Origin of the sequence: sulfur-oxidizing endosymbiont of Gigantopelta aegis, from assembly GCF_016097415.1 — a bacterium.
Lineage (GTDB): Bacteria > Pseudomonadota > Gammaproteobacteria > GRL18 > GRL18 > GRL18.
Window position 1 is genome coordinate 189,055 of sequence record NZ_JAEHGE010000002.1, and the last position, 17,955, is coordinate 207,009.

The following is a 17,955-nucleotide window of genomic DNA, read 5'->3' on the forward strand; positions in this document are numbered from 1 at the left end:
CCTATGGAGGAACTATGACTCAACTTACAAACAGAAGATCAATAATGACCCTTTTCTCAGATGGGAATGATCTTTTGAGTCATCGAGTAAGAATGGTTTTGGCAGAAAAAGGCATAAACCACGAAATTGTTAATGTTGATTCAGAAAATTTACCAGAGGATTTAATTGACCTAAATCCTTATAACACGGCACCGACTTTGGTTGACCGTGACTTGGTTTTATATGATGCTCAATTAATTATGGAATATCTGGATGAACGTTTCCCGCATCCACCTTTGATGCCGGTTGATCCTGTCAACCGTGCTAAATTAAAGATGTTACTAATTCGCATCAAACAAGATTGGGACCCATTGGTTGAAAAACTGATTGGCAAAACAGAAAAGCAAGGTGTTAAACAGCGTAAAGAATTACGTGAAAGTTTAGCAACGATAGCCCCTGTTTTTGAACAGAAGCCTTATTTTATGTCTGAGGAATTCACCTTAGTTGATTGTGCTATTGCACCGATTTTATGGCGCCTGAATGAAATGTGTATTGAATTACCGGACTCAGCTATTGCAGTGACTCAGTATGCACAGCGTTTATTTGAAAGAGAATCCTTCCAGGAAAGTCTTTCAGATGTTGAAGAAGATATGGAAATTATTACTTAATTTCCCCTAAGTCTATCAAGCAAAATGGAATGATGTTTTGTTTGATAAGCTTGTTTTTGTTAGGCTATCTTTTAAAGATAGCGCTATTATTTAATTAATAAACAGGTTAATTATGACTCCAAGTCGCCCCTATTTATTACGTGGTATTTACGAATGGCTCACTGATAATGAGCAAACCCCCTATTTGCTGGTCGATGCTGAAGCTGAGGGCGTTGTTGTGCCGAGAGAGCATATTCAGGATGGTAAGATTATTCTGAACATCAGCCTAACGGCCACACGTGATTTAGAGCTCACCAATGATGGTGTTAGCTTCAATGCACGTTTTGGTGGTAAGCCTATGATCGTCAATGTCCCTATCATGGCAACTCTAGCTTTATATTCAAAAGAAAATGGTCGTGGCATGATGTTCCCTGAAGAGGGTGATGATCATGACCCATTATCGCCTGAGCCTAGTCCTGATAAAAAGACGACTAAAGAAGAAGTACCTCAGAAACCGCATTTGACCTTAGTCAAGTAGAGAAGGTGTAGGGTGGGCACGCTTTTTGTGCCCACGCTGGAGTGCAGGCTAAGGTGTTTCCTACTCAGGAAAACTTTTCCCCGGATTAAGAATATTCTGCGGATCAAATTGTTCTTTTATCGCCTGCATATAAGCCAAGCTAATTGCATCGAGTTCTTTACCTACATATTCCTTTTTCACCAGCCCAATACCATGTTCACCTGATAGCGTACCTTCTAAATCAAGCACTAACTCAAAAACTTCTTGCAGACAATCATGGGCTTTAATTTGTAGCTGAGCATCATCGGGATCGGTGAGTAAATTAACATGGATATTGCCATTGCCAGCATGGCCAAAATTGACAATGGGTATACCATATTTTTGTGATAACTTGTCCAAGCCATCAATTAATTCAGGTATGCGTGAAACTGGAACGACCACATCTTCATTGATCTTTTTCGGGGCAATTTTTCTTAATGCGGGTGAGAGAGCCTTGCGGGTTTCCCAGAGCGCTTTAATTTCCTGTGCAGACTGAGCTTGTTTGACTTCCAGACAGCCATTGTTTTTTTGACCATTGTTTTTTGCCGCTTTAATAATGGCTTCCAAATCTTCATCAAGAGCCTTCTCACTGCCATCAATTTCAACCATCAACATGGCCCCGGCATGTTCAGGAAGGTGAGCAGTGGAATAGTCGCGGATCATATCAATAGCATGCTTATCAATGAATTCTAAAGCACAGGGTATGACAGGCTGTGCCATGATGGCGGCAATGGCAGTCGCGGCGCTATGGATTGAATCATAAGTAATCTGTAGGGTACGCTTAGCGCGTGGAATCGGCAGTAATTTAAGGGTTGCTTGAGTAATGATACCCAAAGTACCTTCTGAGCCAATGATTAAGCGCGTTAAATCATAGCCGACAACACCCTTGGTGGTTTTGACACCAGTGCGTAGCGTATCACCCTTGCCGGTCACTAAAGTCAGTTGTAAGACATTATCTCGCGTCGTACCGTATTTGACCGCCCTGGGGCCAGCAGAATTATAGGCTAGATTACCACCGATGGTACAAACGGCACTGCTGGTGGGATCGGGTGCCCAAAAAAAACCATGTTCTGCCGCTGCCTGTTGAATGGTCTGATTAGTGACTCCCGGTTCAGCAATAATTAGGCGGTTGGCAGGATCGATTTCAAGGATCTTGTTCATGCGTTCAAAGGAGAGAATTATGCCACCCTTGTCAGGTACAGTTGCGCCAGTTGTTCCAGTGCCTGCCCCACGACTAATGATCGGCACTTGATGTGCTCGGCAGAGCTTGACTAAAGCGACAATTTGTTCATGGTCACGAGCAAAAATGACCGCTTCGGGCAAGGCATGCAAACGACTATTGTCATAGCCATAATTCCAGCACAGAGCTTCGTCTAAAATCCGATCGTCTGGCTGAATTAATGCCTTAAGTTGGCTAATAAAGTCTGTTTGCATTAGGAGGCCATTATCAAAACTTAAATACGTGTATCACGGGGATTGGGGTATTCAAATAGTTTGATAACGCGTTTTACCCCATTAGTGGTGCGAGCGATTTCAGTGATTTGCTTGGCTTGCTCTCTGTTGACTAGACCCATGAGAAAGACGCTGCCATTTTCAGTGACTACTTTTACCTGAGCGCCATCTAATTCACTAATATGAGTGAATATGGAAGTTTTAATTTTACTGGTAATATATGAATCATTGGTACGAACACTCATTGAGGTGGGTTCTGCGACAACGACTTCATTAAAATGCTTGCGGACATTTTTAATTTGTCCGGCAATAATAGAAAGTTGTTGTTTGAGTTCATCGGTTGGTGCTTCACCGGTAATTAAAACCTGACGATTATAGCTGGTGACATTGACATGGGTTTGCTCGGTAAGTGCATCATTTTGATAATAAAGATGGGTAAATTTAGATTTAATGTTTTGGTCTTCAACATAATCTCCTGTAGTTCGTTTATCCATCGCAATTGAGGTGCCTGCCACTGCACCACCGACTACAGCAGCAGTACAGCCACCAAGAAAATAAAGGCAAAATAAAATCAGACTGATAGAAATAAATCGTTGCATGGAACTTCCTGTTATAAAAAAATATTTTAGTGCGATAGACTCGTTAAAATGACCCATTAAACATTAAACATTAAACATTAAACATTAAACATTAAACACCTAAGCCCCAAAAAGCTGATGATCAATTAAGTCGCAAAGTGCATGAACAATGGTAATATGCGTCTCTTGAATGCGTGCGGTTTGCTCTGCGGGGACTCGAAGTTCAATGTCACCATCCAATAACACACCTGCCACCAGCCCGCCATCTTTGCCTGTTAGTGCAATGACTGTCATATCACGCTCATGAGCGGCTTCTATCGCTTTGACTATGCTATTTGATTGACCACTGGTGCTGATGGCTAATAAGACATCAGGTTCACGCCCCAGGGCATGGATTTGACGGGCAAATATCTCATCATAATGATAGTCATTGGCAATAGAGGTAATTGTTGAGCTGTCGGTGGTTAGCGCAATTGCAGGCAAGGCCGGACGTTCTGCCTCAAAGCGATTGATGAGCTCTGAGGTGAAATGCTGTGAATCAGCTGCAGAGCCACCATTACCGCAGGCCATTATTTTGCCTTCGTTGAGTAATGATTGCACTATTTTATCACCCGCTAGGGCAATATTTTCTGCAATGGTATTGAATGTTTCTTGTTTGACCAGAATGCTCTGGGTAAAGATTGCTTCTATCCGGGATATGCTCATCGGGGACTAGTTTCCTTATTGTTCACTTTTTTGTACTGTATTTTCAGCCTTGTATGGCATTTTTTACCCAGTCAATGTGTTCCTGACCGGTGGGCGTTTGAGAGTGTATCGCCAGTGCATCTACGCGGTAGGGCACGTTATTGTATTGGGGCTTGTTCAGTAAAAAATACTGAATCGTTTTAATAATCTTTTGTTGCTTAGCAAAGTTGATGGTTTCTAAAGGGTGTCCATAGTGAGTTTTCTTTCGGTATCTGACCTCAATAAAAACCAAAAATTCATTATCTTGCATGATCAAGTCAATTTCACCCAAGCGACAGGAAAAATTACTTTGTATTATGCTTAAACCCTGTGTCTGCAAATACTTTTGGGCAATTAATTCGGCTTGCTGTCCCTTGGTATTGTGATCGCTAATTGAGCGCAGCATGATTATTGCTATATGTTTTTATCTTCGAACTGGTATTTTCTAACCTGATTTCACCCCGTTTAAAGCTTGCCCAAGGCAGTGCGCGAACGATATGACCATCACTATTGATGCTTATTTTACCCGTGTCACCGGAAAAAGACTCAGCAGGATTTTTATATAAATAGTCAACATAGGGTGCTAATTGATAGCTATCAACCCCTAAAGCAAATAAACGCTGGTACAAGGTGTTTTGATAAGTGTTTTGCTGACTGGCACTATTGTTGAGCGTGCCTAATAAAAAGGGCATGTCAGGAAAGCTGACGCCATCCATATCAATATTCTGTCGGGCATTTTGATAATTAGAAACAATGTGTGCGGTGGAATAAATGGGGATGGTTTCGCCATGATGATAAGTGATTTGTAAGGGAATTTGTTTTGCCTGACGTGGGAAAGCAGCCATAAATAACATATCAATGTCCTGACGGCGACGTGGTGTAAATTCCAATTTTCGACCAATGGTACGACTTACTTCTCTTTTGCGCGCTTCACTCAAGTCGATATTCAGCATGGATTTAATTGCTTTTGAAAAATCATGTGACTTAGATTCGTAGGCAACGGTATCGACGACGACACCACCTAGTGCCTGCCATTGAGCAGTAAAGGCGGTATTCATACGCTGCCCCCAAACATTATCAGGTGCCATAATCGCGGCATAATAATGACCATCCTGACGGGCTTTTTTAGCGACCAGCTGGGCGGCTGACTCGGGTGATAGACCAAATTGATATAAATACTTCTGCTTTTTGTTGAGGCTGCCTTGTAGCACTGGATTAGCATTGTTTGTATCACTAGCCACCTCAAGACTGTTTAATGCCAGCGTTGGCACGCTCAGGTCTGAGGTATCAGAAAGTGCTTCAAGATTACTTTTTGCTAAGGGACCGATAACAAAGTCAGCACCATTATCGATAGCTTGTTGGTAGGTTTGCCAGATGGGTGTATCACCGCTGGTATCATAGAAACGTAATTCAATGTTTGCTGACAGGGTAGTTTTATAATGTGAAGCCATAATGCCATCACGAATTGCCTTGGCAGGTTTGGCAAGCTTGCCCTGTAAAGGCAGCAGTACGGCAATGTGTTGAATGTTTAATACCGATGCTTGACGCGTTTTGATGATATTGTTGATAAAGCTACGATTAGCCTGATGACCAGGATAGCTTTGCAACCAGAAATTAATTGCATGGTTCATGGTTTGCGGATCGTGTGAGTCGCGTAAAATTTTTGCCAGTTTCACCCAACCCAGATAGGCCCGATCACTATTACTGAGGTTGGCATTGCTACCCGTCGCCTGTTCCAGAATATTGGCTTGTTGTAAGTCAACATTGGCCAGATAATTCCAAATTAGATTGGCGTTATCTTGTTGTGCGTTAGCAGAAGTCAGGTAACCGTGGCGAATGATCAATTCCTTAACAGCTTTTTCAGCTTGTCCTTGTTGGGCGTTGGCCATGGCACGTAGTTGATAATACTGAGCCCATTGCACGTTGTGGATAGAATCAAAATCCATATCAAGCTGCATGAGGCTTTGTTCAGCCTGATAATTGACCAGGCTAATCGCTGCTGTAGCAAGTCGGTATTGGTTTTGTTGTTCGGGTGTGAGCTCTTGTGTGAGCCCCGATGTTGATTTTAAACTGTTAAGCTGTGCCATGATTTTCCCGGTGAGTTGCAGGGAATAATCATATTGTTCGGCTGAAACCGATGCGTTTGTTTGATCTTGAGAATCGATTAAGAGCTGGGTACAAATCAATAAAGACTGGCTCAGCAAATCACCTTTTTGCTTTGAACTTGAAGACTGTGCATTGGCAAATAACTGTTCGGCATAGCGTAATTTTGCACGCGTATCACCAGAGAGACTACTATCGTCTACGGCTTGCTCAGAATGAGTGTTATTGGCTTTTTTCGTGTCTTTTTTTGTAGGATTCGTGGCATCGCAAGCAGAGACAAAAAGAATAATGATAAAAATGGCAGTAAATTGGTATAATTTTGGCATATTTTTTTAGCTGATAATGTTTTAAGGTTAAAGTCTTTTTTAAGCCTAAGTTTGGAAATTAATTAATGCGTACAAATCACCCTAATCATATAAAGAGTCATTCAATTTGCGGTTCAAACAAGACACCTGGGCAATTATATATTGTTGCTACACCGATTGGAAACTTGCAGGATATCTCACCCCGCGCAGTCGATGTTCTAAAACAGGTTGATCGAATTGCAGCCGAAGATACTCGTCATAGCGGTCACCTTTTGAAGCAGCTTGATATTAACACGCATTGTATTGCTTTGCATGAACATAATGAGAGACAGTTTGCAGAAAAAATAGTTCAGCAAATTAAAGAAGGTAGCAATATTGCCCTCATTTCAGATGCCGGTACACCCTTGGTCAGTGACCCCGGCTATTTTTTAGTAAAATTAGCCCATCAGGAAAAAATTAAAGTCAGCCCAATTCCCGGTCCCAGTGCCTTAATTGCTGCTCTTTCTGCTGCGGGCGTAGCCACTGACCGATTTTGTTTTGAGGGTTTTGTACCGTCAAAGGGCGGTCCTCGCTCGGCTTTTTATGCACAACGACAAAAAGAAACCCGCACTATGGTGTTTTATGAAACGCCACATCGAATAGTGGCCTCATTAACGGCATTATGTGAGCAACTGGGCGGAGAACGTACTTTGGTTTTAGCCAGAGAACTGACCAAGACCTTTGAAACCATTCGAAATGATAGCGCACAAGCTATTCTTGACTGGGTTAAGGAAGATAGCAACCAGCAAAAAGGTGAAATTGTCTTGGTTGTGCAGGGCTATGCTGCACCGGAAGGGGATACTTTGTCTGAGCAAACAGAGCATACTTTGAAGGCACTACTTAAAGAATTAAGTCTAAAACAAGCGGTAAAACTGACGGTTGAAATTACTGGTAAGAAAAAGAAAAAGATTTATAATTATGCTTTGCAGTTAAAAGATCAGTAGCTTTCTGAATATGATTCTAGGATAATGTATACCAGAGTTAACCGAGGCAGTCGCTGTTTCAATACTTGTATTGAAAGGGAGGAAAGTCCGGGCTCCATAGGGCAAGGTGCCAGGTAACGCCTGGGGGGAGCAATCCCACGGCCAGTGCAACAGAAAGTAAACCGCCTTATCATGCTCTGAGTATGATTCGGTAAGGGTGAAAGGGTGCGGTAAGAGCGCACCGCGTTGCTGGTAACAGTAGCGGCATGGTAAACCCCACCTGGAGCAAGACCAAATAGGGGAGCAGTGTGAAAAACACAGATGTGGCCCACATCGTTCCCGGGTAGGTTGCTTGAGGCAGGTGGCGACGCCTGTCCCAGATGAATGACTGTCCACGACAGAACCCGGCTTAATGGTTAGCTCTAAATTTATTTCTTTGTTTTTTTGTTCAAAAAACAAACCACAACATGGAGTGTGTATTGCATTAAAGTACACTCTATATCTTGTGTTTTACCCTTTTTTTTATCCTAAACTCATTTTATTAGGCGCTTAGTGCGTAAATCTCTTCCAACTACTGTATTTCTCTTGTTTTTAGTTTTATCTTCCTTGTTTTATGCCATTTTTTCTCTGCAACATTATTTCCTAAAGCCTCTATGAGCAAAGATCAATAAGCTACTGATTTAACGGTAAATTAGCCTTATTAAAAACAATGATATAGGTAACTTCTCAATAAGTCTGTGCATTTAAACAGCACAAACTTTACCTTTCAGCAACTCAGGCAGATATGGGATCAAATTTCTCTTGCTGATCCGGTCATTAATAAAATCCCAGAATGAAATTCCTTGTTTCAAACAAGTTTTCTTTAAACTGACAAAGGTATCTCTGCAAAGTTGCCCATCCTTTGAGCGTGTACTACCACTAATTTTACGCTTAATAACATATTCTCGAATATCATTTTCACTCAAATTATTATGAAGAGGAATATCAGGCCGTTCCAATACCAGCAGTAATTCTGTTTTATTTCTTGCCAATCGTTTCAGTGCCTGATTCAACGTTTCAAAGCTTGTTTTAGTCCGGCACAATTCATCAAAATGTTCAGCAATCGCTGACTTCAACGGATCATCTGGCTCAAGTTTATATTGTTTGAGATCATAAAATAGTTCCCAAATCTGAGTATGTACCCAGTTCAGTTCTTTATCATGTCGCTCATTGAGTGGTAGTATCCGCTGAAACACTCTGTCTGCATGTATCCAACATAATGCGTGCAACAAAATATCAAATTGTCCTGCATCATCACTCACAATCACCAAATCACTTGGAAAGCCACTGTTAATTAATGCCCCCAGTAAAGCGCCTTCTGTGGCAATGCGAACATGCCGTTGTGTTATGATACTATTGTTCTGCAGATAGTATTTCCAGGCTTCTTCATTATCAAAGCAAGTCTGATGACTTTGTTCAATAACGCTCAATGGCTTGTGAGGTAATTTTTCTGCTCTCATATAATCAAGTGCTGCATCGTTGAGCGTATAATCAACAGCAGCACCTCGTAACAATTGTAGAAAATTAATCCGGCTCTTATATCGAGTACTTGAAAACCAGGCAAAGGTTTCATTGCCAACGTGAGTACAATAACCATTCTTTCCATCATGACGACTACCCGTATCATCAACATGGATATAAGTACTATTGTTGATACCGGCAGTTAGCAATGTATTTTTTTCAGTATGAAAATGGTCTTTGTCATGGATTAAAATCTCATTGATCTGACCCGTTGAAATATCAAAACCTAATTCTGTTAATTGTTGTATTATCAATGGCTGAGTCACTCTCTGGTGATAATATTGATAAACGATATAACTCTGTAATGTATGGCCAAAATGTCCTATATGTGTATCAAAGCTCAATTTTCCTATACAGGTATCACCATCGGGTGTTTTATAGCGAGCCAATCGATAACGAGTATTGAAAGGCTTAATCAGCAGCTCCTGAACAAAATAATCCTGATACCCTAAAAACGTGAATGTTCTGGCAGGTTATCTGGTTTGATAACGGTGGTTTTATGAATAGCCAATTTCTTCTTTCGTTTACGACTTTTACTAGTCCCATTTCCTGAGTTGTTTTTCTTGCTTCCTGAATGACCTGTCGGATTATCATTGTCATCATCCTTTGGCAATTTACTGGCTCTTATTTTAGGCTTTGGAGGTAGCTTTTTAAGCTTAGCAACTTCTGTTTTAAGGGCATCGATTTCAACCTGTTGGTTTTGAATGATTTCCTGTTGTTGCTCCATGAAAGCAAGGAGTAATCGGACTACCGGTGTCTTTTCTTCTTCAGGTATCTCTGGAATTGGAGGTAATTTTTTCACTATAATCAATACAGGTTGTTTTCAATAAAACAATTGTATCATGGCTTTTTAAGGCTCTTTAGTTTGCCCTGTGTTGATCAAACTCCCTCTCAGTTAAGATAATATTCAAAAATATTCTATTTCGATCTGAGACAGATCGACAGGATCATTTATAGGGATAAATTACATGGGGCAGTGAAAATGCAATTTTTGTCCTCTAAAATGCTGTCAAGACTTTTTTTGTTTTTATTTCAAGTTTTGCACAGACTTATTGAGAAGTTACTGATATAGCGCCTAAGTTATTGTCACTAAAGAAAGAATTGGTAAATTTATACGATTTTACTTGACCTTGTCCTCAACAGTTTCTATAGTTGCCATTGTGGGGCAAAGTGGATCGAAATGGATCAAAATGGGATAAAGTGGTATCTAGGGGCTATTTCAAGCATAGATAAGACTTTTTAGCCAAATTTGAACTTTCATGAAAATCCACGCAAATTCATTAAAAATGTATAAATAATACGGTGCTGTACTTGTGCTAAATGGTGTAACCAAACTCAATCTTGATGCCAAAGGACGTTTAGCGATTCCCAGTCGCTATAGAGAACGTCTCATGGAAGATTGTGCCGGTCATTTAGTGGTGACATTAGACACTGAAAAACGCATGGTGATTTATCCCCATAATGAATGGCGTGATGTTGAAGCGAAACTGGTGGGCTTATCCAGTGTTAATAAAGCGGCAGTGAGAATAAAGCGCTTATATCTGGGACATGCGACAGATTGTGACATGGACAAAAATGGCCGTATCAATTTACCACCTTATTTACGTTCAAAAACAGGCTTAGATAAGCAAATAGTATTGGTCGGTATCGGTAATAAATTTGAGGTTTGGGACGAAGAAAGCTGGAACCGTGAATGGGAAGATGATGAAGAGCTGGAGTTAACGGCTGAACTTGAATCACTCTCGCTTTAGGTGAATTGAATGACCATGAGCTTTGAGCATAAGCCGGTACTGCTAGAAGAATCGATTGAAGCATTGGCCATTGAGCCTAATGGGCTTTACGTCGATGGCACCTTTGGTCGCGGTGGTCATTCACAGCATATTATGCAACAGCTTGGTGAAAGTGGGCGTTTAATCGCCTTTGATAAAGATCCACAGGCCATTGCAACGGCTGCTGAAAAGTTTGCCGACGAGCCGCGTTTTAGCATTCATCATGGCTCCTTCGCAGAACTGGAAAGCTATCTGAACTCACAAAATTTGTGCGGTCAGGTTAACGGAATTTTATTGGATCTTGGCGTGTCTTCACCGCAATTAGATGATCCACAGCGCGGTTTTAGTTTTCAGCAGTCCGGGCCATTGGATATGCGCATGAATGATCAGCAAGGGCTGAGTGCAGCACAATGGTTGAGCAAAGCTAAAGAAGAAGAAATTGCCAATGTGATTTATGAATACGGGGAAGAACGTTATTCACGACGTATTGCCAAGGCCATTGTGATTGCTCGGGAAACTGAAGTATTGAGCGATACCCGTCAATTAGCAGAAATTATTAAGCAGGCGCACCCGCGTTGGGAAAAAAAGAAACATCCGGCGACTCGTAGTTTTCAGGGCATACGGATTTTTATTAATAATGAGCTGGGTGATTTAGATGATTGCCTAGAACAAAGTTATCGTTGTCTGGCAAAAGACGGGCATCTTGCAGTGATTAGTTTTCACTCATTGGAAGACCGAAAAGTAAAACGTTTTTTTAAGCGCATGGCAGATGGTGAGCAATTGCCACCGGATTTACCGATTAGAGATGTTGAAGTCAATCGAAAAATGAAATTGGTTGGCAAACGCGCTAAGGCGAGTAAGAACGAATTGGCTGAAAACCCTCGCGCACGTAGTGCAGTATTGAGAGTGGCGAGTAAATTATAAGACTATGAGCGGCAAGGTCTTATTTATCTTAATTTTACTGATTGTTACTTTTGTTTCTGCTATCAGTGTGGTGTATGTCAAACACTATAATCGTAAGTTGTTTGTTGAATTGCAGCAATTAGAAAAACAAAGAGACGATATGGACGTTGAATGGGGACAATTGCAATTAGAGCAAAACACCTGGGCAACCCATACGCGAATTGAACGCATAGCAAAACAAAAATTGCAGATGATAACGCCAAAAACAAGTGATGTTATCTATATTCAGCAGACAAAAAATGAGTTAACGCGGTAAGTTAACGCTATAAGTTATAAGAATGGATAGACAGCAACGTGTCGAAAACAGATAGCTATATACAGAACTATCGAATCAATTTTATTTACTTGATTCTTGTTGTAGTTGCCTGTGCTTTGGTTTGGCGTGTATTGGATTTACAAGTCGTTAATAATGAATTTTTACAAGGTCAGGGCAATGCCCGGGTGTTACGCCAATTAGAAGTCACCGCCCATCGAGGGATGATTACCGATAGAAATGGTTATCCTTTGGCGATTAGTACTCCGGTTGCCTCGATTTGGATTAATCCCAAAGAGTTTGATGCAGAGAATAAAAAGCTTTACCAAGTGGCTAAATTATTAAAGCTGAATAGCCAATATGTAAAAAATAAAGTAAAAAAAAGAGCTAATAAAGAATTTGTTTATATCAAGCGGCGTATTAGTCCAGACTTGGCACAGCAGATTTTAGCTTTGAATGTAAAAGGCATTCATCAACAAAGAGAGTATCGACGTTACTACCCCGATGGCGAAATTTTTGGTCATGTGTTGGGTTTTACGGATGTCGATGACAATGGTCAGGAAGGCATGGAACTCGCCTATAACGAATGGCTAAGTGGTGAATCAGGACGTAAGCGGGTGGTTAAAGATCGCTTAGGTCGCATTATTGCCATTGAGGAGCAAATCAAAGCCCCTCAGCCAGGCAATAACCTACGTTTGAGTCTGGATCGTCGTATTCAGTATTTGGCGTATAAAGAATTAAAAAAAACCGTACAACAACATAAGGCTAAATCAGGATCAATTGTGGTATTAGATATTGAAACAGGTGAGGTGATTGCCATGGCGAGTCAGCCGGGCTTTAATCCCAACCGCTTACAAGATCGAAAATCAAGATTGTATCGCAATCGTGCGATAACGGATCTGTTTGAGCCTGGCTCAACCATGAAGCCTATTTCTATTGCAGCAGCACTGAATAGTGGCCGTTATAGCCCCAGCACTCAGATAAAAACGGGTGATGGCTGGTTCATGATTGATGGCAAGACCATTAAAGATACCCATGCCTATGGTACGATTGATGTATCCACAGTGATACAGAAGTCCAGTAATGTCGGCACCTCAAAAATTGCCCTGAGCTTACCCAAGCCATTATTGTGGGACACCTATTATAGCTTTGGTTTTGGTAGTGACACGGGTAGTGGTTTCCCCGGTGAATCGTCAGGGCGTTTAGTGCGTCCTAGAAGAATATCAAAAATTGAGCAAGCCACCCTATCTTTTGGTTATGGCATGTCCGTGACTAATCTGCAATTGACTAGCGCCTATGGCACCCTGGCTAGACAGGGCACGAGAATACCGGTTACATTTTTGTCACAGAGTGCTAATGATGCTGAGAACTCAGATGCATTAGGCGCTGACCCCGTCGTCAGTACTCAGCGAGTCAGTTTGTCAAAGCGTTCACTGCAACAAGTGGGTAAAATGATGCAAAGTGTTGTTGCCATTGGTGGTACAGCACCACAGGCATCAGTGTCAGGGTATAAGGTCGCGGGTAAAACCGGTACGGTAAAAAAAGCCTCCAGACATGGTGGTTATACGAAAAAGAAATATAGCGCTGTGTTTGCCGGTTATGCCCCTGCGACTGAGCCTAAAATGGCTATCGTGGTCATGATAGATGAACCCAATAATGGCGTCTATTATGGTGGCTTAGTTGCTGCACCACTCTTTTCAACCGTGATGACAGGCGCTTTAAGACTACTCAATATTGATCCGGATAACATTGCACAACCTGATGTAGTGACACAGATCGAACAACATATTGGGAGGCAGGGATGAATCGCTTACCCTTTGTGAGTTCAGTCGGCATATCGGCTGGCGTACCAGCCGAGTATAAACGGCTCTTAACAAAAAAAGAGACCAAGCACTATCCTCATAACCATCTACAGTCACTGTTAGATGGTTTTGTTGATTTTAGTAGGGTCGAAAATTGCCCCCTTACTTTCAAAGGCTTATCACTTAATAGTAAGAAAGTACATGAAGAGTACTTGTTTTTGGCCTGCTCCAGTGTAGGAAATGGCTCACAGCATGGGATTGCCTATGCCGGTGAAGCGATTAATTCGGGGGCTACTTGTATCGCTTGGGAGCCGACTGATGAGCTGAAAAATATGCCCCAAAGCTGTCCCGCTAAAAAAGGGGATGAGACAGTTAATGTGCCACTGATCCCTGTTTTTGGCTTACAGGACAAAATAGGTGAAATCGCAGCGCGTTTTTATCAGCAGCCAAGTCATGAAATGAATGTGATCGGCATTACCGGTACTAATGGTAAAACGTCTACGGCACATTTTATTGCTCAGTTAGTGGAATTGATGAACGAGCAGAAAAACAAATGTGCAGTCATCGGTACTTGTGCAGTCATCGGTACTTTAGGTAATGGCTTTTATGGTCAATTGGAACAAAGCACCCACACCACGCCGGACGCGGTGACTGTGCAGGCATTGATTGCTCAATATCGGGATGCACAGGCTGAGACATTAGTAATGGAAGTCTCCTCACATGCCTTAGCACAAGGGCGAGTGAATGGTGTTGAATTTGATTGTGCTATTTTGACTAATTTGACGCGTGATCATCTGGATTACCATGGTGATATGACCCGCTATGGCAATGAAAAACTGAAATTGTTTCATCGTAAAACACTGCAACAGATCGTGTTGAATCAGGATGATGAATTCAGTCAGGTGATTTTAGAATCTTTGGCCAAAGAGAAAAATACTGTACCTGTCCTCGCTTATTCTTGTAAGGATAAGCGTGCAGAGTACTTCGCAGATGAAATTGACTTGAGCAATGAAGGCATCCACTTTCAATTACATATCACTGCTCTGGAAGATGAATCGTATCGTGTTAAATCGTCATTGATTGGTGCCTTTAATATTGAAAATATTATGGCAGCAATCACAGCCTTACATTCACAGGGACATGATATAGAAGCAATTGTTGCTGCCGTAGAAAAATTACAGCTTGTGCCAGGGCGCATGGAAAAAATTCAATGGGCATCTGATGTTGAAAAACCTGATCTTGAAGAAAAAGGTCAAGCATTAGTTGTGGTTGATTATGCTCATACGCCTGATGCCTTGGAAAAAAGTTTAATTGCTTTAAAAGCACACACTAAAGGCAAATTGGTCTGCATTTTTGGTTGTGGAGGTGATCGCGATAAAGGCAAGCGTCAACTCATGGCAAAAGTTGCTCAGCAACAGGCGGATCAGATTATGCTGACCTCTGATAATCCGAGAACAGAATCAGTAGAAGAAATTATAGCTGACATTGTGAATGGCTTTGAACATCAAGACTCTCTTTCTCAGAGCTGTGTACAGATTGAATTAGATAGAGCAAAAGCCATCGAATCGGTATTAGGCATCTTAGAAAAAGGTGATGCATTATTGATTGCTGGCAAAGGGCATGAAGATTATCAAGAAATCAATGGTGAACGTTTAGCGTTTAGCGATAAGGCCTGTGTTGAAGATTTTTTTAAACAAATGTCTAACCACAGCAGGTTCAAATAATGAAATTAACACTTGCTCAAACGGCTGCTGCGCTAGGTGTTGATCTGATTGGCGATGATCGTGAGTTTTCACGGCTGAGTATTAATACCCGTACTTTGGAGAAAGGTGACTTATTTGTAGCGATCAAGGGCGATAATTTTGATGCCCATGAATACATTGCTCAGGCAGAAGAACAAGGGGCTTGTGGTTTAGTGGTAGAACATTGCAGTGATTCTATTTTACCGCAAATTGTCGTTGAAAATACCCGTCAGGCATTTGGTGATATCGCCTCGTTATGGAGTTCCGCTTTTTCTTTGCCGATTGTGGCGATTACGGGTAGTTGCGGTAAAACCACAGTGAAAGAAATGGTTGCTGCTATCTTTGCTAGAAGAGATGGCAATACAAGTGTGCAAAAACATGAGCAGGAAACAGTATTAGCGACCAAGGGCAATTTGAATAATGACATTGGTGTACCGTTGACTTTATTGAGATTAAATAAGGCACATAAAGTAGCGGTAATCGAAATGGGTGCAAACCATAGAGGTGAAATAAAAAAGTTAGTTAATATTGTGCAACCGGATGTTGCTGTTATTACCAATGTGACGCATGCCCATGTCGAAGGCTTTGGCTCAATTGAAGGGATTGCCAAGGCTAAAGCTGAAATTTATACCGGACTAGAAACTAACGGTACTGCAGTCATTAATGCCGATGATGATTTTGCTGATTATTGGTTGGATTTTTGTCAACAGCAGCCCAGTGAGAATGGCCAGATAAAGCGTTTGACTTTTGGCTTGCATCCATCAGCAGATGTCCATGCAGACTATAAACAATTATCAGATGGTTTAGAAATTTTAATGCAAACGCCGAATGGTGAGCAGACAATTCATCTGCAACAATTTGGTCGTCATAATGTCTATAACGCCTTGACTGCAACCGCAGTGACTATTGCGACAGGTTGTTCAATCGATGATGTTAAAGCCGGGCTGGAAAGTTTTAAAAATGTGGCAGGCCGTTTAGAGCAAAAATCAGGCATCAATGGCGCTTTGATTTTTGATGATACCTACAATGCTAACCCCGGCTCTGTTCGAGCAGGAATTGATGCGATAAAACAAGTATCTGATGACATTCACGGTGAAGCTATTTTGGTATTAGGTGATATGGGTGAGTTGGGCGAAGAAGCGCAAGCTCTACATTATCAACTCGGCATTGATGCAGCCTATATGGGGATTAAAAAATTATTTACTGTTGGTGAACTGAGCGAGGAAACTAGCAAAGGGTTTAATTCAATTGTTTTAGGCCAAAAAGATCAGACGCAAGCAAAGCATTCGAATAATAAAAATAAGCTAATAGAACAGGTAAGAAATACATTGCAAAAGAATAATGTTGTGCTGGTTAAAGGTTCAAGAAGTATGAAAATGGAAACAGTGGTTGAAGCTTTAGTCAACGATGTGGCTATTCAACAAAACATGAACAATGCACAGCCAATAAAAAAGGATGAGCAATAATGTTATTAGCTCTGGCAGAATATTTATCGCAATACTATAGCGCATTCAATGTATTTTCTTACCTTACATTAAGAGCTATTTTAGGTATTTTAACTGCCTTATCAATTGCGCTATTAGTTGGTCCTTACATGATCAAAAAATTAAGCCATAAACAAATTGGTCAGGTGATTAGAGACGATGGGCCAGAAAGTCATTTTAGTAAAGCCGGTACGCCAACTATGGGGGGGGCATTAATTCTGGTCGCCATTGCTGTGAGTACCTTACTTTGGGGCGACTTAAATAATCATTATGTCTGGGTGGTGTTAATTGTTACTTTATTGTTTGGTGTTGTAGGCTGGATCGATGATTATCGCAAGGTGGTTCATAAAGATACTAAGGGTTTAATTGCCCGGCATAAATATTTTTGGCAAAGCCTGATTGGTTTGGGTGCCGCGATTTATTTGTATATGAATGCACAATCTGCAAATGAAACGCTGTTGCTGATCCCGTTTATGAAAGATGTCTTTATTGATTTGGGGCCTTTTTATATTTTACTCACCTATTTGGTTATTGTGGGTAGTAGTAATGCCGTTAATTTAACCGATGGTTTGGATGGTTTGGCTATTATGCCTACAGTGATGGTGGCAGGTGCCTTAGGCATATTTGCTTATTTGACAGGACATTATAATTTTTCAAATTATTTAGGCATTCCATACATTCATGGCGTGGGTGAAATTGTTGTAATTTGTGCCGCTTTTGTAGGGGCAGGCTTAGGGTTTTTATGGTTTAACACTTACCCCGCACAGGTATTTATGGGTGATGTGGGTGCCTTGGCGCTTGGTGCAGGTCTGGGCATTATTGCGGTGGTGGTAAGACAGGAAATTATCTTATTTATTATGGGTGGTGTTTTTGTCATGGAAACCGTCTCGGTCATTTTACAGGTTGCTTCTTATAAATTAACCGGACGACGTATTTTTAGAATGGCACCGATTCATCATCACTTTGAATTAAAAGGCTGGCCTGAGCCAAGAGTGATTGTACGTTTTTGGATTATTACCGTTATTTTGGTATTAATTGGTTTGGCATCATTAAAGATTCGTTAAAACGAAATAATCA

General features: G+C 41.2%; 17 protein-coding genes and 1 other RNA gene. 11 read left to right on the plus strand and 7 right to left on the minus strand.

Annotated features, from left to right (window positions below):
- Positions 1 to 14 precede the first annotated feature (14 nt).
- Together JEU79_RS23065 and JEU79_RS23070 are read left to right on the plus strand one after the other, a co-directional pair.
- Entirely contained in the window at positions 15 to 647 is a 633-nt protein-coding gene (locus tag JEU79_RS23065; protein WP_198266288.1) for a glutathione S-transferase N-terminal domain-containing protein, read from the plus strand.
- Positions 648 to 759: 112 nt separating this feature from the next.
- Positions 760 to 1,164 (plus strand): ClpXP protease specificity-enhancing factor, encoded by a 405-nt coding sequence (locus tag JEU79_RS23070; RefSeq protein WP_198266289.1) that lies wholly within the window; start codon positions 760 to 762, stop codon positions 1,162 to 1,164.
- A 60-nt stretch (positions 1,165 to 1,224) separates the two neighbouring features.
- Here the strand turns inward: JEU79_RS23070 and JEU79_RS23075 are convergent, their stop codons facing one another.
- From JEU79_RS23075 to JEU79_RS23095, 5 genes are all read right to left on the minus strand, one after another.
- Entirely contained in the window at positions 1,225 to 2,616 is a 1,392-nt protein-coding gene (locus JEU79_RS23075) for an FAD-binding oxidoreductase (RefSeq protein ID WP_198266290.1), read from the minus strand.
- 20 nt (positions 2,617 to 2,636) lie between these two features.
- On the minus strand, positions 2,637 to 3,233 hold the full coding sequence (locus JEU79_RS23080) for a BON domain-containing protein (RefSeq protein ID WP_198266291.1): 597 nt from the start codon (positions 3,231 to 3,233) through the stop codon (positions 2,637 to 2,639).
- Positions 3,234 to 3,332: 99 nt separating this feature from the next.
- Positions 3,333 to 3,917, minus strand: coding sequence for a phosphoheptose isomerase (locus tag JEU79_RS23085; RefSeq protein ID WP_198266292.1), 585 nt, complete (start codon positions 3,915 to 3,917; stop codon positions 3,333 to 3,335).
- A 43-nt stretch (positions 3,918 to 3,960) separates the two neighbouring features.
- Positions 3,961 to 4,341, minus strand: a complete 381-nt coding sequence (locus tag JEU79_RS23090; RefSeq protein WP_198266293.1) for a YraN family protein — start codon at positions 4,339 to 4,341, stop codon at positions 3,961 to 3,963.
- On the minus strand, positions 4,325 to 6,364 hold the full coding sequence (locus JEU79_RS23095; RefSeq protein WP_198266294.1) for a penicillin-binding protein activator: 2,040 nt from the start codon (positions 6,362 to 6,364) through the stop codon (positions 4,325 to 4,327). The genes JEU79_RS23090 and JEU79_RS23095 overlap by 17 nt, the downstream gene beginning before the upstream one ends.
- An 89-nt stretch (positions 6,365 to 6,453) precedes the next feature.
- Here JEU79_RS23095 and rsmI point away from each other — a divergent pair, with 89 nt between their 5' ends.
- Together rsmI and rnpB are read left to right on the plus strand one after the other, a co-directional pair.
- The gene (gene rsmI, locus JEU79_RS23100; protein WP_425511199.1) at positions 6,454 to 7,326 is read left to right on the plus strand and encodes a 16S rRNA (cytidine(1402)-2'-O)-methyltransferase; all 873 of its coding nucleotides are present in this window, start codon (positions 6,454 to 6,456) and stop codon (positions 7,324 to 7,326) included.
- A gap of 33 nt (positions 7,327 to 7,359) precedes the next feature.
- An RNA gene (gene rnpB, locus JEU79_RS23105) (RNase P RNA component class A) lies at positions 7,360 to 7,733 on the plus strand.
- A 315-nt stretch (positions 7,734 to 8,048) separates the two neighbouring features.
- On the opposite strand, the gene JEU79_RS23110 is transcribed toward rnpB, so the two are convergent.
- Together JEU79_RS23110 and JEU79_RS23115 are read right to left on the minus strand one after the other, a co-directional pair.
- The gene (locus JEU79_RS23110) at positions 8,049 to 9,254 is read right to left on the minus strand and encodes an IS66 family transposase (RefSeq protein ID WP_246540688.1); all 1,206 of its coding nucleotides are present in this window, start codon (positions 9,252 to 9,254) and stop codon (positions 8,049 to 8,051) included.
- A 59-nt stretch (positions 9,255 to 9,313) separates the two neighbouring features.
- Complete coding sequence (locus JEU79_RS23115) at positions 9,314 to 9,667, minus strand: hypothetical protein (RefSeq protein WP_198266296.1); 354 nt, start codon at positions 9,665 to 9,667, stop codon at positions 9,314 to 9,316.
- Positions 9,668 to 10,178: 511 nt separating this feature from the next.
- Here JEU79_RS23115 and mraZ point away from each other — a divergent pair.
- The 7 genes from mraZ to mraY are packed head-to-tail and all read left to right on the plus strand — an operon-like array spanning position 10,179 to position 17,942.
- Positions 10,179 to 10,616, plus strand: a complete 438-nt coding sequence (gene mraZ, locus JEU79_RS23120) for a division/cell wall cluster transcriptional repressor MraZ (RefSeq protein WP_198266297.1) — start codon at positions 10,179 to 10,181, stop codon at positions 10,614 to 10,616.
- Positions 10,617 to 10,625: 9 nt separating this feature from the next.
- A complete protein-coding gene (gene rsmH, locus JEU79_RS23125) occupies positions 10,626 to 11,558 on the plus strand; it encodes a 16S rRNA (cytosine(1402)-N(4))-methyltransferase RsmH (RefSeq protein WP_198266298.1) in 933 nt (310 codons plus the stop codon).
- A 4-nt stretch (positions 11,559 to 11,562) separates the two neighbouring features.
- Entirely contained in the window at positions 11,563 to 11,853 is a 291-nt protein-coding gene (ftsL, locus tag JEU79_RS23130; protein ID WP_198266299.1) for a cell division protein FtsL, read from the plus strand.
- Positions 11,854 to 11,891: 38 nt separating this feature from the next.
- Positions 11,892 to 13,655 (plus strand): peptidoglycan D,D-transpeptidase FtsI family protein, encoded by a 1,764-nt coding sequence (locus JEU79_RS23135; RefSeq protein WP_198266300.1) that lies wholly within the window; start codon positions 11,892 to 11,894, stop codon positions 13,653 to 13,655.
- Positions 13,652 to 15,376 (plus strand): UDP-N-acetylmuramoyl-L-alanyl-D-glutamate--2,6-diaminopimelate ligase, encoded by a 1,725-nt coding sequence (locus JEU79_RS23140; protein ID WP_198266301.1) that lies wholly within the window; start codon positions 13,652 to 13,654, stop codon positions 15,374 to 15,376. Before JEU79_RS23135 ends, JEU79_RS23140 begins: the two co-directional genes overlap by 4 nt.
- Complete coding sequence (locus JEU79_RS23145) at positions 15,376 to 16,860, plus strand: UDP-N-acetylmuramoyl-tripeptide--D-alanyl-D-alanine ligase (RefSeq protein ID WP_198266302.1); 1,485 nt, start codon at positions 15,376 to 15,378, stop codon at positions 16,858 to 16,860. Before JEU79_RS23140 ends, JEU79_RS23145 begins: the two co-directional genes overlap by 1 nt.
- Positions 16,860 to 17,942, plus strand: a complete 1,083-nt coding sequence (gene mraY, locus JEU79_RS23150; RefSeq protein ID WP_198266303.1) for a phospho-N-acetylmuramoyl-pentapeptide-transferase — start codon at positions 16,860 to 16,862, stop codon at positions 17,940 to 17,942. The genes JEU79_RS23145 and mraY overlap by 1 nt, the downstream gene beginning before the upstream one ends.
- Positions 17,943 to 17,955: the final 13 nt, after the last annotated feature.

Coding starts and splice junctions, on each gene's coding strand:
- JEU79_RS23065 (WP_198266288.1), top strand. CDS start 15: ATGACTCAACTTACAAACAGAAGATCAATAATGACCCTTTTCTCAGAT.
- JEU79_RS23070 (WP_198266289.1), top strand. CDS start 760: ATGACTCCAAGTCGCCCCTATTTATTACGTGGTATTTACGAATGGCTC.
- JEU79_RS23075 (WP_198266290.1), bottom strand. CDS start 2,616: ATGCAAACAGACTTTATTAGCCAACTTAAGGCATTAATTCAGCCAGAC.
- JEU79_RS23080 (WP_198266291.1), bottom strand. CDS start 3,233: ATGCAACGATTTATTTCTATCAGTCTGATTTTATTTTGCCTTTATTTT.
- JEU79_RS23085 (WP_198266292.1), bottom strand. CDS start 3,917: ATGAGCATATCCCGGATAGAAGCAATCTTTACCCAGAGCATTCTGGTC.
- JEU79_RS23090 (WP_198266293.1), bottom strand. CDS start 4,341: ATGCTGCGCTCAATTAGCGATCACAATACCAAGGGACAGCAAGCCGAA.
- JEU79_RS23095 (WP_198266294.1), bottom strand. CDS start 6,364: ATGCCAAAATTATACCAATTTACTGCCATTTTTATCATTATTCTTTTT.
- rsmH (WP_198266298.1), top strand. CDS start 10,626: ATGACCATGAGCTTTGAGCATAAGCCGGTACTGCTAGAAGAATCGATT.
- ftsL (WP_198266299.1), top strand. CDS start 11,563: ATGAGCGGCAAGGTCTTATTTATCTTAATTTTACTGATTGTTACTTTT.
- JEU79_RS23140 (WP_198266301.1), top strand. CDS start 13,652: ATGAATCGCTTACCCTTTGTGAGTTCAGTCGGCATATCGGCTGGCGTA.
- JEU79_RS23145 (WP_198266302.1), top strand. CDS start 15,376: ATGAAATTAACACTTGCTCAAACGGCTGCTGCGCTAGGTGTTGATCTG.
- mraY (WP_198266303.1), top strand. CDS start 16,860: ATGTTATTAGCTCTGGCAGAATATTTATCGCAATACTATAGCGCATTC.